17 protein-coding genes are annotated in these 20433 nt (G+C 67.8%); 5 read left to right on the forward strand and 12 right to left on the reverse strand.

The window, feature by feature from the left end; translation table 11 throughout:
• Positions 1-147: 147 nt before the first annotated feature.
• Positions 148-1557, reverse strand: a complete 1410-nt coding sequence (gene glnA / locus K5K93_RS12070) for a type I glutamate--ammonia ligase (RefSeq protein ID WP_010487206.1) — start codon at positions 1555-1557, stop codon at positions 148-150.
• A gap of 219 nt (positions 1558-1776) precedes the next feature.
• On the opposite strand from glnA, the gene K5K93_RS12075 reads away from it, so the two are divergent.
• The 3 genes from K5K93_RS12075 to K5K93_RS12085 all read left to right on the forward strand — a co-directional run bounded on the left by K5K93_RS12075 (position 1777) and on the right by K5K93_RS12085 (position 4077).
• Positions 1777-2571 (forward strand): undecaprenyl-diphosphate phosphatase, encoded by a 795-nt coding sequence (locus K5K93_RS12075; RefSeq protein WP_032978010.1) that lies wholly within the window; start codon positions 1777-1779, stop codon positions 2569-2571.
• A gap of 73 nt (positions 2572-2644) precedes the next feature.
• Positions 2645-3472, forward strand: a complete 828-nt coding sequence (locus K5K93_RS12080; protein WP_093820206.1) for an META and DUF4377 domain-containing protein — start codon at positions 2645-2647, stop codon at positions 3470-3472.
• 140 nt (positions 3473-3612) lie between these two features.
• Positions 3613-4077 carry an META domain-containing protein gene (locus K5K93_RS12085; protein ID WP_222388002.1) on the forward strand — a complete coding sequence of 155 codons (465 nt, stop codon included), beginning with the start codon at positions 3613-3615 and terminating at the stop codon, positions 4075-4077.
• Positions 4078-4187: 110 nt separating this feature from the next.
• Here K5K93_RS12085 and K5K93_RS12090 read toward each other — a convergent pair whose 3' ends face one another.
• From K5K93_RS12090 to K5K93_RS12130, 9 genes are all read right to left on the reverse strand, one after another.
• Complete coding sequence (locus tag K5K93_RS12090) at positions 4188-4799, reverse strand: YbhB/YbcL family Raf kinase inhibitor-like protein (RefSeq protein WP_222388003.1); 612 nt, start codon at positions 4797-4799, stop codon at positions 4188-4190.
• Between the two features lie 10 nt (positions 4800-4809).
• Positions 4810-6888, reverse strand: a complete 2079-nt coding sequence (locus K5K93_RS12095; RefSeq protein ID WP_222388004.1) for a tetratricopeptide repeat protein — start codon at positions 6886-6888, stop codon at positions 4810-4812.
• A gap of 56 nt (positions 6889-6944) precedes the next feature.
• Complete coding sequence (locus K5K93_RS12100) at positions 6945-7979, reverse strand: alpha/beta fold hydrolase (protein WP_025875982.1); 1035 nt, start codon at positions 7977-7979, stop codon at positions 6945-6947.
• Positions 7980-7986: 7 nt separating this feature from the next.
• Positions 7987-8778 carry a lysophospholipid acyltransferase family protein gene (locus K5K93_RS12105; RefSeq protein ID WP_093820216.1) on the reverse strand — a complete coding sequence of 264 codons (792 nt, stop codon included), beginning with the start codon at positions 8776-8778 and terminating at the stop codon, positions 7987-7989.
• Between the two features lie 119 nt (positions 8779-8897).
• The gene (locus tag K5K93_RS12110) at positions 8898-9332 is read right to left on the reverse strand and encodes a hotdog fold thioesterase (protein WP_222388005.1); all 435 of its coding nucleotides are present in this window, start codon (positions 9330-9332) and stop codon (positions 8898-8900) included.
• Positions 9333-9342: 10 nt separating this feature from the next.
• Positions 9343-11400: a phospholipase D family protein gene (locus K5K93_RS12115; protein WP_222388006.1), complete on the reverse strand. Its 2058-nt coding sequence runs from the start codon at positions 11398-11400 to the stop codon at positions 9343-9345.
• Positions 11397-12014, reverse strand: coding sequence for a YceI family protein (locus tag K5K93_RS12120; RefSeq protein WP_093820220.1), 618 nt, complete (start codon positions 12012-12014; stop codon positions 11397-11399). The genes K5K93_RS12115 and K5K93_RS12120 overlap by 4 nt, the downstream gene beginning before the upstream one ends.
• Before the next feature lie 4 nt (positions 12015-12018).
• On the reverse strand, positions 12019-12495 hold the full coding sequence (locus tag K5K93_RS12125) for a histidine phosphatase family protein (RefSeq protein WP_093820222.1): 477 nt from the start codon (positions 12493-12495) through the stop codon (positions 12019-12021).
• A 37-nt stretch (positions 12496-12532) separates the two neighbouring features.
• Positions 12533-13162, reverse strand: coding sequence for a ParA family protein (locus K5K93_RS12130; protein WP_025875994.1), 630 nt, complete (start codon positions 13160-13162; stop codon positions 12533-12535).
• A 123-nt stretch (positions 13163-13285) separates the two neighbouring features.
• On the opposite strand from K5K93_RS12130, the gene K5K93_RS12135 reads away from it, so the two are divergent.
• Positions 13286-14770: an AAA family ATPase gene (locus tag K5K93_RS12135; RefSeq protein ID WP_093820224.1), complete on the forward strand. Its 1485-nt coding sequence runs from the start codon at positions 13286-13288 to the stop codon at positions 14768-14770.
• Positions 14771-14819: 49 nt separating this feature from the next.
• Here K5K93_RS12135 and K5K93_RS12140 read toward each other — a convergent pair whose 3' ends face one another.
• Positions 14820-15806, reverse strand: coding sequence for a hypothetical protein (locus K5K93_RS12140; protein ID WP_222388007.1), 987 nt, complete (start codon positions 15804-15806; stop codon positions 14820-14822).
• 69 nt (positions 15807-15875) lie between these two features.
• Positions 15876-16511, reverse strand: a complete 636-nt coding sequence (locus tag K5K93_RS12145) for a tetratricopeptide repeat protein (RefSeq protein WP_222388008.1) — start codon at positions 16509-16511, stop codon at positions 15876-15878.
• A 171-nt stretch (positions 16512-16682) separates the two neighbouring features.
• Here K5K93_RS12145 and K5K93_RS12150 point away from each other — a divergent pair, with 171 nt between their 5' ends.
• Positions 16683-20369 (forward strand): indolepyruvate ferredoxin oxidoreductase family protein, encoded by a 3687-nt coding sequence (locus tag K5K93_RS12150; protein WP_222388009.1) that lies wholly within the window; start codon positions 16683-16685, stop codon positions 20367-20369.
• The last annotated feature ends 64 nt before the right edge of the window (positions 20370-20433 follow it).

Consider the following 20433-nt stretch of genomic DNA (forward strand, 5'->3'; position numbering starts at 1 on the left):
TGCGGGCCAAGGACCCGCGTTTCCAATGCAGCGGACCAACGGTCCGCTCTACCACGGCGGGCCGGAGCCCGCCCTGCGGCTCCCCAGCCGCAAAGACGGATGCGATGGCGGCGGGTGGGAGGGGTTACCCACCGCCATCGCAGCCGGTCAGCTGGCGTAGTACAGCTGGTATTCCAGCGGGTGGGTCGCCGCGCGGAACTTGGTCACTTCCTGCATCTTCAGCGCGATGTAGCCGTCGATGAAGTCATCGCTCATCACGCCACCGGCCTTGAGGAACTCGCGGTCCTTGTCCAGCGCTTCCAGCGCCTGGTCCAGCGAGGAGCAGACCTGCGGGATCAGCTTCTCTTCTTCCGGCGGCAGGTCGTACAGATCCTTGTCGCTCGGTGCGCCCGGGTCGATCTGGTTCTTGATGCCGTCCAGGCCGGCCATCATCAGCGCGGTGAAGGTCAGGTAGCCCGACTGGATCGGATCGGGGAAGCGCATTTCGATGCGGCGCGCCTTCGGGTTGGACACCCACGGAATGCGGCACGAGGCCGAACGGTTGCGCGCCGAGTAGGCCAGCATCACCGGGGCTTCGAAGCCCGGCACCAGGCGCTTGTAGCTGTTGGTGCCCGAGTTGGCGAAGGCGTTGATCGCCTTGGCATGCTTGAAGATGCCGCCGATGTACCACAGCGCCAGCTGGCTCAGGCCGCCGTAGCCGTCACCGGAGAACAGGTTGGTGCCGCCCTTGGACAGCGACTGGTGCACGTGCATGCCGCTGCCGTTGTCGCCGACGATCGGCTTGGGCATGAAGGTGACGGTCTTGCCGTTGCGGTGGGCGACGTTCTTGATGACGTACTTCATCCGCAGCAGTTCGTCGGCCTTCTGCACCAGGGTGCTGAACTTTGTGCCGATCTCGCACTGGCCGGCGGTGGCCACTTCGTGGTGCTGCACTTCCACTTCGATGCCGACCTGTTCCAGGGTCTTGCACATCTCCGCACGCAGGTCGTGCAGGGTGTCGGTCGGCGGCACGGGGAAGTAACCGCCCTTCACGCCCGGACGGTAGCCGCTGTTGGCGCCGTCGTACTTGGCGCCGCTGTTCCAGGCCGCTTCTTCCGAATCGACCTTGAAGAAGGTGTTGCCCATTTCATTGGCGAAACGGACCGAATCGAAGATGAAGAATTCCGGCTCCGGGCCGAAGAACGCGGTTTCGGCGATGCCCGAGGACTTCAGGTAGGCCTCGGCGCGCTTGGCGATGCCGCGCGGGCAGCGGCCGTACGGCTGCATGGTGGCCGGGTCGAGGATGTCGCAGCTGATCACGATGGTCGGATCGGCATAGAACGGGTCGACGTAGGCGCTGGCGGTATCGGGCAGCAGCACCATGTCCGACTCGTTGATGCCCTTCCAGCCGGCGATCGAGCTGCCATCGAACATCTTGCCTTCTTCGAACAGCGACGGCTCGATGATGCTGACCGGGAAGGTGACGTGCTGCTCGACGCCACGCATGTCGACGAAACGCAGATCGACGAACTCGATCTGGTTGTCCTTGATCAGCTTCTCAACGTTTTCCACGGACATCGGTACGACCTCGGATGGGAATGAATGCCTGCTGAGGTACAGCAACGACCGTGCCAACTTCTCGGCCTTCACAAGTTGTTGATTTCAAAGCACCTGCCCCAGCGCGGTGCGGAAGGACATGCACCAAATGGGTGCGCGGATTACCGCACGCACCCGTTTGGTGCGGCATGGATCGTCTATTCTCTCGGGCTTCTTCCGCCGCCAGCGCCCGCACCGTCCATGTCCGACCTGCTCTCCGCCCTGCTGCTGGGCATCCTCGAAGGCTTGACCGAATTCCTGCCGATCTCCAGCACCGGCCACCTGCTGATCGCCCAGCACTGGCTGGGCGCGCGATCGGACTTCTTCAACATCATCATCCAGGCCGGTGCGATCCTGGCCGTGGTGCTGGTGTTCCGCCAGCGCCTGCTGCAGCTGGCCACCGGCTTCGGCCAGCGCGAGAACCGCGAGTACGTGTTCAAGCTCGGCGCGGCCTTTCTGGTAACCGCAGTAGTCGGCCTGGTGGTGCGCAAGGCCGGCTGGTCGCTGCCGGAAACCGTCAGCCCGGTGGCTTGGGCGTTGATCATCGGCGGCATCTGGATGCTGCTGGTGGAGGCCTATACCGCGCGCCTGCCCGATCGCGACCAGGTGACCTGGACGGTGGCCATCGGTGTTGGCCTGGCGCAGGTGGTGGCCGGCGTGTTCCCCGGTACCTCGCGCTCAGCCTCGGCGATCTTCCTGGCCATGCTGCTGGGCCTGAGCCGCCGCGCGGCCGCTGCCGAGTTCGTGTTCCTGGTCGGCATTCCCACCATGTTCGCCGCCAGCGCCTACACCTTCCTGGAGCTGGCCAAGGAAGGGAACCTGGGCAGCGAGAACTGGACCGACGTTGGCGTCGCCTTCCTTGCCGCAGCCATCACCGGCTTCGTCGTAGTGAAGTGGTTGATGGGCTACATCAAGTCGCATCGCTTCACGGCGTTCGCGATTTACCGCATCGCCCTGGGCGCTGCATTGCTGCTGTGGTTGCCATCCGGCAGCTGAACAGCGCCGGGGCACGGCAACCCCGTTGCCGGTCCCGGTCCGTTTCCCCCTCGGTTCCCCAAGGAGAATCACCATGAACCGCAAGCTCACCCTGCTCCTCCCGCTGGCCCTGCTGGCCGCCTGCAGCCAGACCCCTGCCCCGGCCGGTACCGGCGGTGACGACCTGGCCCCGGCTGCGGCCAAGGCCGGCGACCAGAAGGCGCTGGCACACCTGGATGCGCAGCGCCTGCAGAGCCAGCACTGGCTGCTGCAGCAGGCCACCGCGGCCGATGGCAAGCGCATCGATGCGCTGTTCGCCCGCGAAGACAAGCCGGTCACCCTGGACTTCGTTGATGGCCGCCTGTCGGTCAGCAACACCTGCAACCGCATGGGCGGCGGTTACACCCTGGCCGATGGCAAGCTGAGCGTGAGCGCGATGGCCTCGACCATGATGGCCTGCACCGACAAGGCGCTGATGGCGCTGGACGAAGCCGTCTCCAGCCGTCTGCAGGGCGAACTGAAGGCCGAACAGGACGCCAACGGCGTGCTGACCCTGACCACCGCCAAGGGCGAGGTGCTGGTGTTCAACCCGGAACCGACCGCTGAAACGCGCTATGGCGGCGCCGGCGAAACCGTGTTCCTGGAAGTGGCTGCGAAGACCGAGAAGTGCTCGCACCCGCTGATCCCGGATTACCAGTGCCTGCAGGTGCGCGAAGTGAAGTTCGACGACAAGGGCCTGAAGCAGGGCGAGCCGGGCAAGTTCGAGAACTTCTACGGCAACATCGAGGGTTACACCCACGAAGACGGCGTGCGCAACGTGGTGCGCGTGAAGCGCTACGAAGTGAAGAACCCGCCGGCCGATGCGCCGTCGCAGGCGTACGTGCTGGACATGGTGGTCGAGTCGGCCATCGAGAAGAAGTAATGCAGAAGGGCGACCGCGAGGTCGCCCTTCTTCGTTGTGGGTAGGGCCGGCCGCTGGCCGGCGGCTGCACACAGCTCAGGCGACCTGCGGAACATGCCGGCCAGCGGCCGGCACTACCCACATGCATCAGGGAGATCGGCATGAAACGGACGTACATGCTCACACTGGCCTGGCTGGCCATCAGCATTGGCAGCACGGCATCTGCCGCCAGCACACCCACCACCGACCAGCTTGAAGCCCATCCGTGGCAGCTCACGCGCGCCACCGACGCGCAGGGCAAGCGTATCGACGCGTTGTTCGTCAGGGGCCGGGCGCCGTACACGCTGCGCTTCCAGCCCGGCTACATGAGCGAGTTGAACCTGTGCAACCAGGCCAGCAGTCATTACCACCTGCAGGACGACCGGCTGATCCTGGAGAGCGGCATCCGGACCACCGCGCTGTGCATCAATCCCAAGGCGGATGCGCAGGAACGGCGAGCCGAAACGCTGTTTTACGGTCGCGATACCGCACCCACCCTCGCGTTGGACGACACCGGTGCATTGGTCGTGCGCAATGCCAAGGGCGAAGTGCTGGTGTTCAAACCCGCGCCGCTGCCAGCGAAATGAAGAGGGCGGCCACTGGCCGCCCTTCTTCGCTGGTGGGTAGAGCCGGCCGCTGGCCGGCTGCCACGTACAGCGGATGCCGGCCAGCGGCCGGCACTACCCGAAGGCTGCTATCAGGCCAACGCCGGGTTCAGCGTGTAGGTGCCGTGCAGCGCCGCTTCGGCCAGTACGTGGCCGTGCATGGCACGGTACGCATCGGCGGCGGTGAAGCGTTCCGGCAACGACAGCGTGGCCACATCCAGCGCAAACACGCGGAAGAAATAGCGATGCACGCGCTCGTCGTTGAACGGCGGGTACGGGCCGTCGTAGCCGAGGTAATCACCGGCCATGTCCGGATTGCCGGCGAACCAGCCGGTGAAATCATTCAGGCCCTGGCGGCTGCCGGCCGGGCCGGCCGGCGCGGTCTTGCCCTTCACCACGAAGCCATCGCTGCAGCTGCCGGCGGCGATCTCCTGCACCGAGGCCGGAATGTCGGCCATCACCCAGTGCACGAAATCGCAGCGCGGCTGATCGCGCGGCACGCTCATGTCATCGCGGCCGACCGTTTCCGGCACCGTTGGCACGTCCGGGTCCACGCACACCAGCAGGAACGAGCGGGTGCCATCGGGCACGCCGCTCCAGGCCAGGTGCGGGTTGCGGTCGGCGGCGAAGCCGGCGGCATCGCCGGCGGCGAACTCACGGTCGATCGGCGCACCGTTGACCAGGCTGTGACTGCTCAGTTGCATCAGATGCTCCTCACTCTTCCGGGTAACCCAAGCGCACCGCGACCGGGGTGAGCTGGGCGAACGCGGCGCCCATCACGTCGCGATACCTGCGCCAGTGGCCGGCAGGCAGGCGCGGTGCACCCAGCTGTGCAGCCGGCGGCATCGGACGCCCGAACACGCGGCCCAGCAGGTCGGCCATCGCATGCGCATCGTTGCCGATGTCGTCAATGCGCAGCAGCACGTGCGGATACAGGTCTTCCTCGTGCAGCGCGGCGATCTGGGTCAGCGAACGCACCAGCCACTGGCTGGCTTCGGCCATCGAGGTCATCGCCAGCGGAGCGGCGGCACCATAGGCGATCCAGTCCAGCAGCATGTCGCGCGGATCGCGCAGCACCAGCAGCAGGCGGCCCTGCGGCAGCTGCGGACGCAATGCCCACAACAGCGCGTTGTCCCACCACAGCAGCCAGTCGATCACGGTGTCACTTTCCAGGCCGCGGGCGGGCAGGTGCTCGCGCCAACGCTCGACCAGCCGTTCCGGGCTCAGCACGCCCGACGCCAGGTCCTGCAGCGTGTTGTAGTTCTGGAAGGCATCGTCCGGTGGCGTGGCGGTGTAGCGATCACTGCGCAGCACCGGGCTGGCAGCGGCCAGGCCGGTTGCCACCCGTTCCACGCCCGAACCCGGGGCGCCCCACAGGAAGATCGGCGCCGAGCCGCTGTCGCGCGTCGCTTCGTCGATGCTGGCCATCTCCGGCCAGCTCGGCGGTGCCTTGGCCTGCGGCGGCAACGGCAGCCGCTGCGAAGCCTGGTCGGTCTGCAGCGCCATCCACGTGCGCAGCGCTTCTTCCGGCAGTCCGGCGCGATCCTGGATCTCGCCCAGCCAGGTCCGCAGATCAGCGCGATGCCCCTCCGGTGCCTGTGCAATCAGGGCCTGCACGCGCTCCACGGCGGCGGCCGGGTCACGCTGCAGCAGCCCCTCGACGCGACGGCTTTCACCGCTGACGCGGCCCGGTTCCAGGGTGGTGATGCGCTCGGCGATGGCTTCGCCCTGCTCATGCTCGCCGGCCATGTCATGCAGGCGCATGCGCGCTTCCAGCGCCGGCAGGTGGCCGGGCATCGCTGCCATCCAGCGCTCCACGACGGCTACGGCGCCGGCACTGCCGACCTCTTCCACGGCCAGTCGTGCCAGCCACAGGTCATGCAGCTGGTCATTGCTTTCCAGAGCGTCATCCAGGCGTGTGCGGGCTTCATCTTCGCGGCCCAGGCGCTGCCAGGACATCAGCAGCAGCTGCAGCACCTGGCGATCACCCTGCAGCGATTGCAGCAGCGGCAGCAGGTGCTCCAGCGCCTGCAGCGGCTGGCCACTGCGCAGTGCCAGTTCGCCGGCCAGGCGGCGCATCGGCGGCACGTCCAGCTCCGGCTCCTGCAGCGCCTGCTGCATTGCCTCGGCGGCGGCCTCCACGTTGCCCTGGCGCAAGGCCAGCTGCACCACCATGCCGTGCAGCGAGGACATCTTCGGGTTCAACGCCAGCACGCGACGGAACGCCTGCTCGGCAAACGCCAGCATGTCCTTGCCCAGATAGGCAAAGCCCAGTGCGTACAGCACGCGGGTATCGTCCGGCAGCGCCTGGCTGGCCGCCGACAGCAGGGCCAGCGCACGGTCGGCGTCGCCGCGGCGCAGCGCGACCATGCCATCGATGGTCAGCAGTTCCGGATGGTCCGGCTCCAGCCGCGAGGCCAGGGTCGACAGCCGCTGGGCCTCGTCGAAATCATTGCGGCCCACCGCCAGGTGCGCCTGCATCAGGTAAGCCGGGAAGGCGTTGGGGTCCAGCCCGGTGGTGCGCAACAGGGCTTCATCGGCACCGTCGAACTGGCGCAGTGCCAGCAGCAGGCCGGCGTGCTGCAGGTGCAGCTGCGCATCATCGGGGGCCAGCTGCAGCGCCTGCTGCAACGCCTCCATCGCGGCCTCGGCCTGGCCCTGCTGCTGCAGCGCAAGCGCCAGCCAGCGGTGGGCCTCGGCCTTGCCGGGTTCGTCACGGGTCCACGCCTGGGCCAGCTGCACGGCCTGGCCGGCATCGTTCTGGCGCAACGCTTGGAGGATCTGGTCTTGCATGGCCGTCCGGTTCAAGGTCAAACCCGCATTGTAGCGGGCCGCGCGCCGGTGCCGGTTCAGCCCGGCAGGACCCGCCGCAGGCGCTGTGCGACCCAGCGCTCGGAGAACCCATCGCCGCGCCAGTTTTCCAGGAAGCCGCAGTGGCCACCCCAGCAGGCGGTTTCCAGCCGCGCCTGCTGCGGCAGCTGCCAGTCGCGGAAGGTCGCGTAGGGGATCACCGGATCGTCCTGCGCCATCAGGATGTCAGCAGGTACCTGCAGCGTGGACAGGCGGTCGCCGGCGATGGAGTAACCATCGAAATAGGCCTGCAACGAACCGAACGTGGTGTGCCGCTCGACCAGCCAGGCGGTCAGCGAACGGATGTCCATGTTCAGCACACGGTCGTCGCAGTCGCTCAGTTCGGGGAACAGATCGCGCTTGCGCCGCAGCGAGCCGGCCCACTTGCGGCGGAAATACCAGTCGTACATCGCCGGGCCGTTCTCGATGTTCTCCATGGTCAGCCCGGGGTCGAGCACCGGGCAGACCGCGGCCACGTGCTGCAGCGGTACACCGGCGGCCGGCGCGCGCAGGGCCAGCCGCAGCACGAAGTTGCCACCCAGCGAATAGCCGGCTGCAACCAGCGGCAGATCGGGCCAGCGCTGGGCGACATCGCCTGCAGCATGCACCACTTCGTCGATGAGGTTGGAGTGGAAGATGCCGGGATTGAGGTGATGGGTGTTGCCGTGGTCGCGGAAATTCAGCCGCACCACGTCGAACCCCTGCTCCAGCATGCGGGCAGCGGCCATGCGCATGTAGCTGGATTCGGCGCTGCCTTCCCAGCCGTGCAGCAGCAGGGCGATGCCGCGCGGTTCGCGCCCTTCGACATGGCTGTGCCAACCCTGCAGCCGCACACCTTCGCCACCATCGAGGATCAGCTCCTCGCTGACCGCGCCTGTGGCGGCCAGCAGCAGCAGGCCGCGCTGCAGGCGCATGCGGCTGGAGCTGAGCATCGACTGCAGGTGCGGATTGCGCAGCCAGCGCGGCGGCTGATAGTCGGACGCGGTGAGCATCGGCGCATCAGCGTCGAGGGTCGGTGGCGGAGACACGGCCACCCTCGCCTCAATCCCCGCTCATGGCCGCCACGATGCGCGCGCGAGAAGTTTCCGCGATGCGCCGACGGCCTTCCAGGTCCTGGGTGCCGATCGGCTCCAGGAAATGCACTTCGGTATGCCGCGCCGGCTCACCGAGCAGGCGCAGGAAATTGGCGAAGAAACTCTCGCCCGGGCCGAAGGCCACGATGGTCTGTGCATCCCCGCGCACGCCGTAGATCAGCGCCACCGGCTGCACCGGCACGCCGGTCTCGACGGCGGCCTGGAAGATGCGCGCATGGAACGGGCCAACGTCGTGGCCGCCGCGGGTACGCCCTTCCGGGAACACGCCCACCGCCTTGCCGGCGCGCAGGCGGTCGGCCATCACCTGCATCACCCCACCGAGCGATTCGGTGTTGCCACGCTGGTGGAAAATGGTCTGGCCGCGCGCGGCAAGCCAACCGACCACCGGCCAGCTGGCGATCTCGCGCTTGGCGACAAAGCCCATCATGCGCTGGCTGTGCAGGATGGAGATATCGACCCAGCTGACATGGTTGGCCACGAACAGCACTGCGCCCGGCAGCGGCTGGCCGACGCGCGACAGGCGGAAGCCGAAGATCCACATCAAGCCGCCCTGCCACCAGTTCACTACCTTGGCGCCGAAGGTAGCGTCGCCCACGCGCAGCTCGCCCCATGGCGGAAGCATGCCGATCAGGATCAGCGGCAGGAACACGGTGATGTGGACCAACAGCAGCGGTACGCGGTACAGGTAACGGCACACACGCGCCACGCCGCCGCGGGGGGCCGGAGTGGGGGAAGTCATCCGCGCACGATACCGGAGGGCTGCCATCGCTGCCAGCCGAATTCGGCCATAAGTCTCATTGACGGCGGCCATCGGCGGGGAACGCTGGGTTCCGCCGCCGTCACCCATGCCGCGACGGCTCAACCGTGCCCGGCCGCCACCACGGCCAGGGTCAGCCGCGAGATGCAGACCAGTCGGCCCTGCTCGTCCTCGATGCGGATTTCCCACAGCTGGGTGCTGCGGCCCACGTGCACCGCGCGCGCGGTGCCGGTGACCGTACCCGAACGCACGGGGCGGACGTGGTTGGCGTTGATCTCCAGGCCCACGCAGACCTGCTTGGCAGTATCCACGCAGAGGTTGCCGGCGCTGCTGCCCAGGGTTTCGGCCAGCACCACCGAGGCGCCACCGTGCAGGATGCCGTACGGCTGGCGGGTGCGCTCATCCACCGGCATGGTCGCCTGCAGCCAGTCCTCGCCAGCGGCGCTGAAGACGATGCCGAGGGTATCGATGGCGGTATTGCGGCTGAGTGCGTTGAGCTGCTCGATGGAAACGGCTTCGCGGAATACCTGGGTCATGCGGCTACCTTCAGAGGATGGGAACGAGGCCGGCGCCGAATGCGGTCAGCATGCGCACCAGCAGCCACTTCGGCCCGACATTGACCTCGGGGAAGTCGCCCACCGCGACATAGCAGCGGTGGAAATCGGCGCTCTGCCGCGGCAGTGGCTGCGGGCAGTCCGGGCCGGGCGTGAACTCGTAGTCGGTGGCGTAGCGCCACGGCCAGAAGTCGAGGATCGGCAGCGCCTCGGAGGCCTTGCCGACGCTGTAGTTCAGGCCGGACAGGACCGGCGGCTTGGCACGCGGCGCCACCGTCCAGGAGTTCTGCGGGTGGGTATCGCGCAGGATGCTCTGGGCCAGCTGCTCGGCGAAGGCCGGATCGTCGATGATCACCGCGCCTTCGGTGTTGTAGTTCTCGCTGCGTGGATCGAAGTTGTGGGTGCCGACCACGCCGATGCGGCGGTCGACCACCAGCGACTTGGCATGCAGGCCCATGCGCGCGCCCTTGCGGGTGACCGGCAGCGGCTTGTTGACCGCCTTGCTGCCCAGGAACGAGGGGCGCGTTTCGGTACGCAGCAGGCGGGTCTCGACTTCGCTGCCGGCAGCACGCCGGCGCGCACGGGCATTCTCATAGGCGCTGCCGGTACGCGGATGGATCACCCGCGCCGGCCGGTCGTCCGCATCCGCAGCGGCCACCCCATCACCACCACTACCGCCACCGGCATTGCTGCCCGCCGCGCTGCCACCGAGCAGCGGGTTGCGGCCGGTGTCGCTGCCCGGCGCTGCGATCGGGTCGGGCAGCAGGTTGCGGTAATCGACTGGCGCATCCAGCGGGAACGGCTTGAATTCGAAGATGTTGAAGCCCAGCTCGCGCATGTTGCGCCGCTTGTACTTGTAGGACAGCGCATACACGATCGGGTTGTCGGTGGCGGCCAGGCTGTTGCTGGATACCACCACGCGCGGCGGCTGCGGGCGCTTGCGCAGCTCGCGGAACAGTTTCTGTGCTGGCTTGGACAGCACCAGGTAGGGCGTCTGCAGGATCACTTCGTGCTGCGCACTGGAAATCAGTGCGTCCAGCTGCGGCTCGGTGACGTGCTGCCCGGCCAGCGGCGCATCGGCGCGCTCACGCCGGTGCTTGCGCGGCAGATCGGCCACATAGCGCACCGAGGCGACCGGCAGGGCGGTGTCCACGAACGAACGGGTGACGAAGGCAACGTCGTTGGCTTCCTCGCTGACCCGCTCCACCCGCTCGGGCCTGCGGAACTGCGCCGGTGGCAGCACCGGCACGCCCTGCTTGAGCAGGGTACGGCCGACATCGTTCAGGCGTTCGGCCGGCACGCTGCGCTGCGCGCGCCAGAAGGCATCGAAGTTGGCTGCCATCGCGCGTGCTTCGGGGCCAGCAATCAGCACGTCACGGTCGCGGAAGTTGTATTCGCGGTCCCAGTCGTAATAGTCGTCCTGGTAGTTGCGCCCACCGACCACGCCGATCGCATCGTCAACCACCAGCAGCTTGTTGTGCATGCGCTGGTTGAAGCGGCGGAAGCAGCACAGCACGCTGCCGGCATAGTCGAAGTAGTTCAGACGGGCCTTGCCGAAGGTCGGGTTGTAGACCCGCAGCTGGAAGTTCTCGTGGGCACCGGCCAGTGCGCCGAGGATCTGCAGGTCGGAGATCGCCGAAAGCTGGTCGATCAGCAGCCGCACCTTCACCCCGCGCCGCGATGCCGCCAGCAGCTCGTCGATGACCAGGCGGGCGCTGTCGTCCTTGTCGAAGATGTAGGTCTGCAGGTCGATGCTGCGGGTGGCGCTGCGCAGCAGGTTCAAGCGCGCGACCAGCGCACCTTCGCCCTCGTCCAGCAGGGTGGCGTAGTGCCGCGGCTGGTCCGGGGTCGATTCGCTGAACGCCCGGCCGGCCAGTGCCCGCAGGGGCGAATCCAGCGCGCAGCGGTCGGCCTGCTGGCAATCGACCTGGGTCGAGCGCGCCTGCACGGCGATCGCCTCGGCGCGATCACGCTGGGCATGCGACAGCGACGCGCAGCCGCTGCCCAGCAACACGGTTGCCAGCGCCAATACACGCAGCAGGGGATTCACGGTTTCGGCGCCTCGCTGAGGCGCGCACGCAATACGAAAGTCACTCGGTCACTCAAGGCAAGCTGCCAGCTGTCCATGCCATACCGACCTCGTTGCACGGTACCGCGGCTGACGACGTCGCAATCATAGCCGGGTCGGGCACATTCCGCCTTCTCGACCTTGAGCGTCTCCGGATGGCTGACCCCGCGCAGGGTCAACCGGCCGTCGATACCGCCGCCCTCGGCGACCGTCTCCGGCCAGTACGGCAGCGAGTCGAACTCCACCAACGGGTAACGGCCGGCGTCGAAGAACTCGGGGCCGCGCATCCAGCCGGTATAGCGGTCCTTGCCGGGAATCTCCACGGTGCGGGTGAACATCTTCAGGTGGACCTGGTGGCGGCCATCGGACAGCACCTCGATACGCCCCTCGAAACGGGGGAACACGCCCTCGATGCGCTGGCCGAAGCGGGTGCGGACTTCGAAACCGATCTGCGAGCGCACCACATCCAGCTGCAGCGTACGCAGCGGTTCGGCCACGACCGCCGGCAGCGCGGTCGGTGGCGGTGTGGCGGCCCAGGCCGGGCCGATCGCCAGAAGGACTGGCAGCAGACAGCGGCCCGGCAAAGCCAACCTCATCGGCTCACGGCCACCAGAAGGCGTTCAGGCTGGCCACGCCCGGCTCGATCGTCGCCTCGCGGGCGAAACCGAGCACGGCCACGCCGCCCGGCGGCATGCCACGGTAATCACTGCTGGTGCCATCGGTCATCAGCGCCACCAGCTGCTCCAGCCCGGGGTTGTGGCCGACGATCAGCACCCGGTCCAGATCACGGCGCTCGTCCACCAGCGCGGCCAGGGTGCCGGGGGTGGCCTCGTAGATGCGGTCTTCCAGGCGCTTTTCGACATAGCCGATGGCTGCCATCACCGCTTCCAGGGTTTCGCGGGTCCGCCGCGACGGGGAACACAGCACGCAGTCCGGCAGCAGGTTGTTCTCCTTCAGCCACTTGCCGGCGGCTTCGGCTTCAGCGAGCCCCACCGGCGACAACGGCCGGTCGAGGTCGGCCTGGCCGGAGGTGGCCGGTTCGGCGTGGGCGTGGCGGAGCAGGATCAGTTCGCGCATTGCGGGATTCCAATGAAGGGATGGAGACCTACGGCTGTTACAGCTTCAGCCAGGACAACAGGGGTTCCCAGTCGGCCTGGTGCTCGCGCACCTGGGCGGAGCGGTAATCGAAAAGACTGCGGCCCAGGCCGGTCATGACCACATAGCTCTGGCTGTCGCGCAGCTGGGCGACCACCGGATAGGGCCAGTCCGCCAGCATCTGCAGGGCCTGCTGCGAGGTCTGGGTCCAGGGCTTGGTGCGGTTCAGCACCAGCCCGACCGGCAGCTTGCGGCTGTGCACGCGCGGTACCTGCGCCAGGCTGTTGAGGAAGCCGACGATGGCTTCGATGTCCAGCGCCGAGGGCAGCACCGGCACCACCACGGCATCGGCAGCGTCGAGGAAATGCGGGATATCGTCGGCCAGCGCACCGGCCGGTGCATCGATCACCACGGTATCGGTACCGTCGGGCAGCTTCTGCGCCCATTGCTTCTTGCGGTACACGTCGATCGGCAGCACCGCGCTTTCCAGCCCCGCCCGGCGCTGTGCCCAGCGGGTGCTGGAGCCCTGCGGGTCGGCATCGGCGATCACCGTGGCCTTGCCTTGCAATGCCGCGTACGCGGCCAGGTGGGTGGCGATGGTGGTCTTGCCCACCCCGCCCTTGGAACCGGCCACCAGGATCGTCTTCATGCCAGCCTCGCTTCCGGGTACGTGCCCCGAGCGTACACCGCCGATGGTGACGGAAGGTAGAGCCGTGCTGAACCCGTGCCCCCGGCCTTTGCTATCGTGGCGCCCCCGAAGGATCGAACCGCCATGAGCGAACTGCAGGACCTGAGCGCACTGATCCGCGCCAACACGCCGTTGATCGTGGTCGAGACCCAGGATGAGGGTCGCATCGTCGAGCTGTTCCGGCAGACGCTGATGCATGTCTGGCGGGCCCTGCACCGCTGGTCGATCACCGAAGGCCTGCGCCGCATCGACCTGGAGCGCGAGGACGAGCCGGTCGGCCCGCCCGATGCCAGCGCCGCATTGCAGATGATCCGCCAGGCCGACCAGCGCGGCGTGTACCTGCTGCTCGATTTCCACCCCTACCTGGGCTACGCCAGCCACCAGCGTGCCCTGCGCGACCTGATCCAGCGCCGCCACAGTGAACCGCACGTGCTGGTGCTGATCGGCGCCAAGGTGGAGCTGCCGGCCGAACTGGAAGCGCTGGCGGTGCGCTTCAACCCGCGCCTGCCCGACGCCAATGCACTGTTGAAGATGCTGCGCGAGGAAGCCGACGCCTATGCACGCGAACACGGCGGGCGCCGGGTGGAAGTGGACAGCGAGGCGGTCAAGAAGATCCTGAAGAACCTGCAGGGCCTGAGCCTGGTCGATGCGCGGCGCATCGCGCGGCAGCTGATCTATGCCGATGGCGCGCTGCGCGACGACGACCTGCCACAGTTGGCACGGCTGAAGTTCGAGCTGCTCAACCGCAGCGGCCACCTGTTCTTCGAGCATGACAGCGCGCGCTTCGGCGATGTGGCCGGCGCCAACCGGCTCAAGCGCTGGATCAACCAGCGTCGCGTCGCCTTCATTGCCGGCTCGGCACCGGCCGGGCTGGACCCGCCGCGCGGCATGCTGCTGCTGGGCGTGCAGGGCTGCGGCAAGTCGATGCTGGCCAAGGCCACCGCCGCCGGCTTCGGCGTGCCGCTGCTGCGCCTGGACGTGGGCGCGCTGTACAACAAGTACCACGGCGAGACCGAAGCCAACCTGCGCCAGGCGCTGGCCTCGGCCGAGCAGCTGGCGCCGTGCGTGCTGTGGATGGATGAGATCGAAAAAGGCCTGGCTACCGGCACCGAGGATGGCGGCGTGTCGCGCCGCGTGCTCGGCTACCTGCTGACCTGGATGGCCGAGCGCAGGGCGCCGGTGTTCATCGTGGCCACCGCCAACCAGGTGCACGAGCTGCCGGCCGAGCTGCTGCGCAAGGGCCGCTTCGACGAGATCTTCTTCGTCGACCTGCCCTCGGCCGATGTGCGCGTGGAACTGCTGCGGCTGCACCTGGGACGGCGCCAGCTCAATGCCGACGACTTCGCGCTGCCGGCACTGGCCGCAGCGGCCAACGGGTTTTCCGGTGCGGAAATCGAGCAGGCGATCGTGGCCGGGCTGTATTCGGCGCATGCCGAAGGCCGGCCATTGGACACCGAGCTGCTGATGGGCGAGATCCGCACGACACGACCGTTGTCGGTGCTGATGGCCGAGCAGGTCGCGGCGTTGCGGGAGTGGGCGTCGGGGCGCACGGTGTCTGCGGACGACTAAGGGTCGCCGCTACCGCGTCCATCCACGCAGGGCGTGGATTCCCTGTCGGTCAGGGTGCGGTGTCTGGGCTCCAGTCAGCGGGCGGGGTCAGCGGCAGACCGTTTTCCTGCAACAGGCGGCTGATGGCTGCCGTCGTGCCTTCGCGCGCGGCGCGCTGCAGGTAGCCGGCGGGCAGCCCCCGCCGCCGCGCACTCAGCTGTTGCCACTGCAGCCAGTCAAGTGCGCGCTGGGCATCAGGATCGGCGGGCGCCAGCCGCAGCGCCAGTTCCTGCAGGCCCAGATCGCCACTGGCTGTCATCTGCGTGGCCAGACTCCTGCACGTTGCGCTGTGCTGTGCCTGCCCGCACAGCGCAATGCCGGCGAAGTCCCACAAGGTGCGTTCCTCCAGCGACCCCAGCAGGGCGTCTTCGACGATCTGCCGCGGGCTGCGGCCCGCCTCCTCCAGCGGCGTGTCGGACAACGACACCCCTGCCAGCGCCTGCAGCTGCATCGCCAGCAGCCGCCGCGTCCCATCACCGAACGGTTGCCGTGCCGAGGCGGCCCGCAGCTGCTGTGTCGCCATGCCGACTTCTTCCAACCGCCAGGCCACCTGCACCGCCTGCCACGCGCCCTCGCCGTTGTCCTGATCGTCCGCACGCTGCGCCTCCAGCAGTGCCGGCAACAGCCCGGCACCTGTGGGCGCAGCCGTGGGCAAGCCAAGATTGCGACCGACGGGGTCACCGCAGGTGAGCGTGCCCTGGCACAGCCGCAACAGGCGGTGGCGGTGGAAGCGGTGGGCTGGCGCGGCCTGCCAGGCGTCCAGGAAAACCGGCGTGAGTGCATCGGCATCGGTCAGACGCTGGCCGTCGGCCTGTACGCCCAATGCCAGCGACAACTCGGCCCCCTGCCAGCGCTCGGCCGGGACATCGCTGGCCTGCAGGGCGGCGATGCGGGTGACGACCGGCTGCAGCCAGTCCGGCACGGACCGGTCCTGAGCATTCAGTCCCCCTGGCAGCAGCAGCGACAGGAACAACAGCAAGGTAGCGCGTTGGCGCATCCGGAGCTCATGGCAGCGAAGGGCCAACCATTGTAGGCCCCCTTGCACGCCGCCAGCGGCCGGCCGCTGTCAGGGCCAGGCTGGAGGTGCGGCCGCCCAGGCCTGCTGTACTTCGGCCAAGGTCGCGCGTTCGTCATCGCGCCATTGCGGCAACAGCTGCGCGTAATGACTGCTGTCGCGCCATTGCCCCGGCTCGGTCCGTACGGCGGCGGCATACCACTTCACCGCCTCCTGCTGCTGGCCGGCCCGCCACAGCGCCAACGCATAGCTCGGCGGTACCCAGCCCGGATTGCTGCGCAGGGTGCTGGCAGCGGCCTGCCACTGTTCCAGCGCGGCCAGCGCCTGGCCCTGCCGCAACAGGTCCCAGCCATAGTTCCAGCGTACGCTGCGGCCAAGCGCGCTCTGCACCGGCGCCTCGGCCAGTGCCTCGCGATAGAGCTTGTCGCCCAGTTCCGCGCGCCCCTGCGCGATGGCCACCGACGCCAGCTGCGCCGTGGCTTCCAGCCCCTTGCGGCCACGCTCACGATGCTTCAGCAGCTGTGCCACCAGGTCTTCGCCTTCACCCTGCACCACCGTGATCGGCGCGGCAGCGGCGTCGCTGTCGAAATAGAACTCCTGCGGTGCCGGCAATGCCGGCGCGGCCCACACAGTGGCCGCTCCCGAAACCAGCAACATGCCGGCCAGGAACTGTCCTGCAACTGACATCCCAATTCCCCCAAGGTTGAAACACCAACCCTCCCTCTCTCTCCCCGATCCTAACCCCAGCACGGCCCCGGCGCGAGTGCCGGGGGCCCTGGCCCCCCACTGTTACAATTTGCGCCTTTCCCGCCGCGTGCACCTGCGCGGCCGGTGCAAGCCGATCCTGACAGGCCAGCCATGACCAGTACCGCGCAACTCACCTCGCCCGCTTCCGCCGACCAGCTCGACCGTGATTACACGCTCGACCACAAGTACACCCGCAACGAAGGGCGGATCTACCTGAGTGGCGTGCAGGCGCTGGTGCGGCTGCCGCTGATGCAGCGCCTGCGCGACGAGGCTGCGGGCATCGACAGCGCTGGCTTCATCAGCGGCTATCGCGGCAGCCCGCTGGGCGGCTTCGACCTGGAACTGTGGCGCGCGCGCAAGCACCTGGAAACGGCCAAGGTGAAGTTCACCCCGGGCCTCAATGAGGACCTGGGCGCCACCATGGTGTGGGGTACCCAGCAGACCAACCTGTTCCCCGGTGCCAACGTGCAGGGCGTGTTCGGCATGTGGTACGGCAAGGGCCCGGGCGTGGACCGCTGCGGCGACGTGTTCAAGCACGCCAACGCCGCCGGCACGTCGCGCCATGGCGGTGTGCTGGCACTGGCTGCCGATGACCATGCCTGCCGCAGCTCGACGCTGCCGCATGGCAGCGAGGACGAATTCGTCAGCGCGATGATGCCGGTGCTGAACCCGGCCGGCGTGCAGGACATCCTCGACATGGGCCTGCTCGGCTGGGCGATGAGCCGTTACACCGGGCGTTGGGTCGGCTTCAAGACGATCGCCGAGACGGTGGAATCGTCGGCCTCGGTCGAGGTTGATCCGCTGGCCCGGCGCATCGTGCTGCCGGAGGACTTCGACATGCCCGCCGGCGGCCTCAACATCCGCTGGCCCGATCCGCCGCTGGACCAGGAGATGCGCCTGCACCGCTATGCGGTGAAAGCCGCGCAGGCCTTCGCCCGTGCCAACCGCATCGACAAGGTGGTGATGGACGCGCCGCGTGCGCGGCTGGGCATCGTCACCACCGGCAAGAGCTACCTGGACGTGCTGCAGGCCCTGGAATACCTGGGCCTGGACGAGCAGGCCTGCGTCGACATCGGCATCCGCGTGTACAAGGTCGGCATGACCTGGCCGCTGGAACCGGAAGGCATCGCGCGCTTTGCGCAGGGCCTGGAAGACATCATCGTGGTGGAGGAGAAGCGAGCCTTCATCGAGCGCCAGATGAAGGAGCAGTTCTTCAACTGGCCGGCCAGCTGGGGCCAGCGACCGTCCATCGTCGGCAAGTACGATGAGGCCGGCGAGTGGATCCTGCCGTCCACCGGCGAACTGACCCCGGCCACCATCGCCGGCGTGATCGGTCGCCGCATCCAGAAGTTCTTCAACAACGACTCCATCGAGCAGCGCCTGCAGTGGATGCAGGAGAAGGAAGCCGAGCTTGCCCTGCCGCGCGCCAGCTTCCCGCGCGTGCCGCACTATTGCTCCGGCTGCCCGCACAACACCTCCACCACCGTGCCGGACGGTTCGCGTGCGCTGGCCGGCATCGGTTGCCATTACATGGTGACCTGGATGGACCGCAGCACCGACACCTTCACCCACATGGGTGGCGAAGGCGTGACGTGGGCCGGGCAGGCCGCCTTCACCGACACCCAGCATGTGTTCCAGAACCTGGGCGACGGCACCTATTTCCATAGCGGTTCGCTGGCCATCCGCCAGGCGATCGCCGCCGGCGTCAACATCACCTACAAGATCCTCTACAACGACGCGGTGGCGATGACCGGCGGGCAGCCGGTGGACGGCCCGTTGAGCGTGCCGGACATCGCAAAGCAGATGCGTGCCGAGGGCATCCACACCATCATGGTGTTGTCGGACAACATCGCCAAGTGGACGCGCCAGCGCGAGCATTTCCCCAGCGACGTAGAGTTCCACGACCGCAGCGAGCTGGATGCGGTGCAGAAGCGCCTGCGCGAAGTGAAGGGTGTTTCGATCCTGATCTACGAACAGACCTGCGCCACCGAGAAGCGCCGCCGCCGCAAGCGCGGCAAGCTGGAAGACCCGGCCAAGCGGGTGATGATCAATTCGCTGGTCTGCGAAGGCTGCGGCGACTGCGGCAAGAAGAGTTTCTGCGTGTCGGTGCTGCCGAAGGAGACCGAGTTCGGTCGCAAGCGCGACATCGACCAGTCCAACTGCAACAAGGACTATTCCTGCGTCAACGGCTTCTGCCCGAGCTTCGTCACCGTGCACGGTGGGCAACCGCGCAAGGGCAGCAAGCGCGATGCCTCCACGCTGCTGGACAACCTGCCGGCACCGGTGGTGCGCGGCACCCTGGAGCAACCCTGGAACATCCTGATCACCGGCGTTGGCGGTACCGGCGTGGTGACCATCGGCGCCCTGCTGGGCATGGCCGGTCACCTTGAAGGCAAGGGCGCCTCGGTGCTCGACCAGACCGGCCTGGCGCAGAAGGGTGGCGCGGTGACCACGCACATCCGCATCGCCCGCCGCCCGGACGATATCCATGCGGTGCGCATCGCCGCGGGTGAAGCCGATCTGGTGCTGGGCTGCGACATGGTGGTGGTCAACGACTACTGGGCGCTGTCGAAGGTGCGCGCCGGCCGTTCGCAGGTGGTGCTCAATACCTACGAAGCGATGCCAGGCACCTTCACCACCCGCCCGGACATGCAGTTCCCCGCCGCCGACATCATCGCCGGCGTGCGCGTGGCCCTGGGTGGCGAGGAGCCGCTGCTGCTGGACGCAACCCAGCTGGCCACCGCCCTGCTCGGCGATGCGATCGCCGCCAACCTGTTCATCCTCGGCTACGCCTGGCAGCAGGGCCTGGTGCCGCTGTCGTTCGAGTCGCTGATGCGCGCCATCGAACTCAACGGCGCGGCCGTGGCGATGAACCAGCAGGCCTTCGCCTGGGGCCGCCTGGCCGCAGTCGATCCGCAGGCCGTGCAGCAGGCCGCCGGCTTGGTGCGCAACCGCCACACCGACACCGAGAACACGCCGGGCCCGCTGCATGCGCTGCCGCCGGGCGAATGGGAAGGCAACGAGTGGGGCGCTACCACCGCACCGCGCAACACCGGTGACGAGCGCGAGCTGCGCGGGCTGCCGACGCACGGTGGCGATGTCGCCTTCCTGCCGCTGGACGATGCGCGCCTGTCGCGCTCGCTGGACGAGATGATCGAGCGCCGCTCGGCCTTCCTGACCGACTACCAGGATGCCGCCTACGCCAACCGCTACCGCACGCTGGTCGAGCGCGTACGCGCGGCCGAAGCCGAGCGCATCGGCGGCTCCACCGCGTTGACCGAAACCGTGGCCCGCTACCTGTTCAAGCTGATGGCGTACAAGGACGAGTACGAAGTGGCGCGCCTGTACACCAGCGGCGACTTCCAGCGGCGCCTGCAGCAGCAGTTCGAGGGCGCCTACCAGCTGCGTTTCCATCTGGCCCCGCCACTGTTCGCGAAGAAGGACGAGCAGGGCCGGCTGCTTAAAAAGGAATACGGCCCTTGGATGTTCAAGGCATTCGGCCTGCTGGCCAAGTTGAAGTTCCTGCGTGGTGGTCGCCTGGATGTGTTCGGCCGCACCGAAGAGCGTCGCATGGAGCGCCAGCTGATCACCGATTACGAAGCGACCGTGCAGCAGCTGATCGACGGTCTGGATGACGACCGCCTGGCACTGGCGGTGGAGATTGCCAGCGTGCCCGAGCACATCCGCGGCTTCGGCCACGTCAAGGAAGCGCACTTCGAGAAGGCCAAGGCCCGCGAAGCGGTGCTGCTGGCGCAGTGGCGGAATCCGAAGGCGCTGCATATCGTGCAGGTGGCGTAATCGGTAGTGCCGGCCGATGGCCGGCATCTGCCCTTCCCGGACAATGTGTTGCCGGCCAGCGGCC

The sequence above is a fragment of the Stenotrophomonas sp. DR822 genome, from assembly GCF_019793815.1.
Classification (GTDB): domain Bacteria; phylum Pseudomonadota; class Gammaproteobacteria; order Xanthomonadales; family Xanthomonadaceae; genus Stenotrophomonas; species Stenotrophomonas indicatrix.

Coding starts and splice junctions, on each gene's coding strand:
- K5K93_RS12140 (WP_222388007.1), bottom strand. CDS start 15,806: ATGCGCCAACGCGCTACCTTGCTGTTGTTCCTGTCGCTGCTGCTGCCA.
- K5K93_RS12135 (WP_093820224.1), top strand. CDS start 13,286: ATGAGCGAACTGCAGGACCTGAGCGCACTGATCCGCGCCAACACGCCG.
- K5K93_RS12105 (WP_093820216.1), bottom strand. CDS start 8,778: ATGACTTCCCCCACTCCGGCCCCCCGCGGCGGCGTGGCGCGTGTGTGC.
- K5K93_RS12095 (WP_222388004.1), bottom strand. CDS start 6,888: ATGCAAGACCAGATCCTCCAAGCGTTGCGCCAGAACGATGCCGGCCAG.
- K5K93_RS12120 (WP_093820220.1), bottom strand. CDS start 12,014: ATGAGGTTGGCTTTGCCGGGCCGCTGTCTGCTGCCAGTCCTTCTGGCG.
- glnA (WP_010487206.1), bottom strand. CDS start 1,557: ATGTCCGTGGAAAACGTTGAGAAGCTGATCAAGGACAACCAGATCGAG.
- K5K93_RS12125 (WP_093820222.1), bottom strand. CDS start 12,495: ATGCGCGAACTGATCCTGCTCCGCCACGCCCACGCCGAACCGGCCACC.
- K5K93_RS12090 (WP_222388003.1), bottom strand. CDS start 4,799: ATGCAACTGAGCAGTCACAGCCTGGTCAACGGTGCGCCGATCGACCGT.
- K5K93_RS12075 (WP_032978010.1), top strand. CDS start 1,777: ATGTCCGACCTGCTCTCCGCCCTGCTGCTGGGCATCCTCGAAGGCTTG.
- K5K93_RS12080 (WP_093820206.1), top strand. CDS start 2,645: ATGAACCGCAAGCTCACCCTGCTCCTCCCGCTGGCCCTGCTGGCCGCC.
- K5K93_RS12130 (WP_025875994.1), bottom strand. CDS start 13,162: ATGAAGACGATCCTGGTGGCCGGTTCCAAGGGCGGGGTGGGCAAGACC.
- K5K93_RS12150 (WP_222388009.1), top strand. CDS start 16,683: ATGACCAGTACCGCGCAACTCACCTCGCCCGCTTCCGCCGACCAGCTC.
- K5K93_RS12085 (WP_222388002.1), top strand. CDS start 3,613: ATGAAACGGACGTACATGCTCACACTGGCCTGGCTGGCCATCAGCATT.
- K5K93_RS12145 (WP_222388008.1), bottom strand. CDS start 16,511: ATGTCAGTTGCAGGACAGTTCCTGGCCGGCATGTTGCTGGTTTCGGGA.
- K5K93_RS12110 (WP_222388005.1), bottom strand. CDS start 9,332: ATGACCCAGGTATTCCGCGAAGCCGTTTCCATCGAGCAGCTCAACGCA.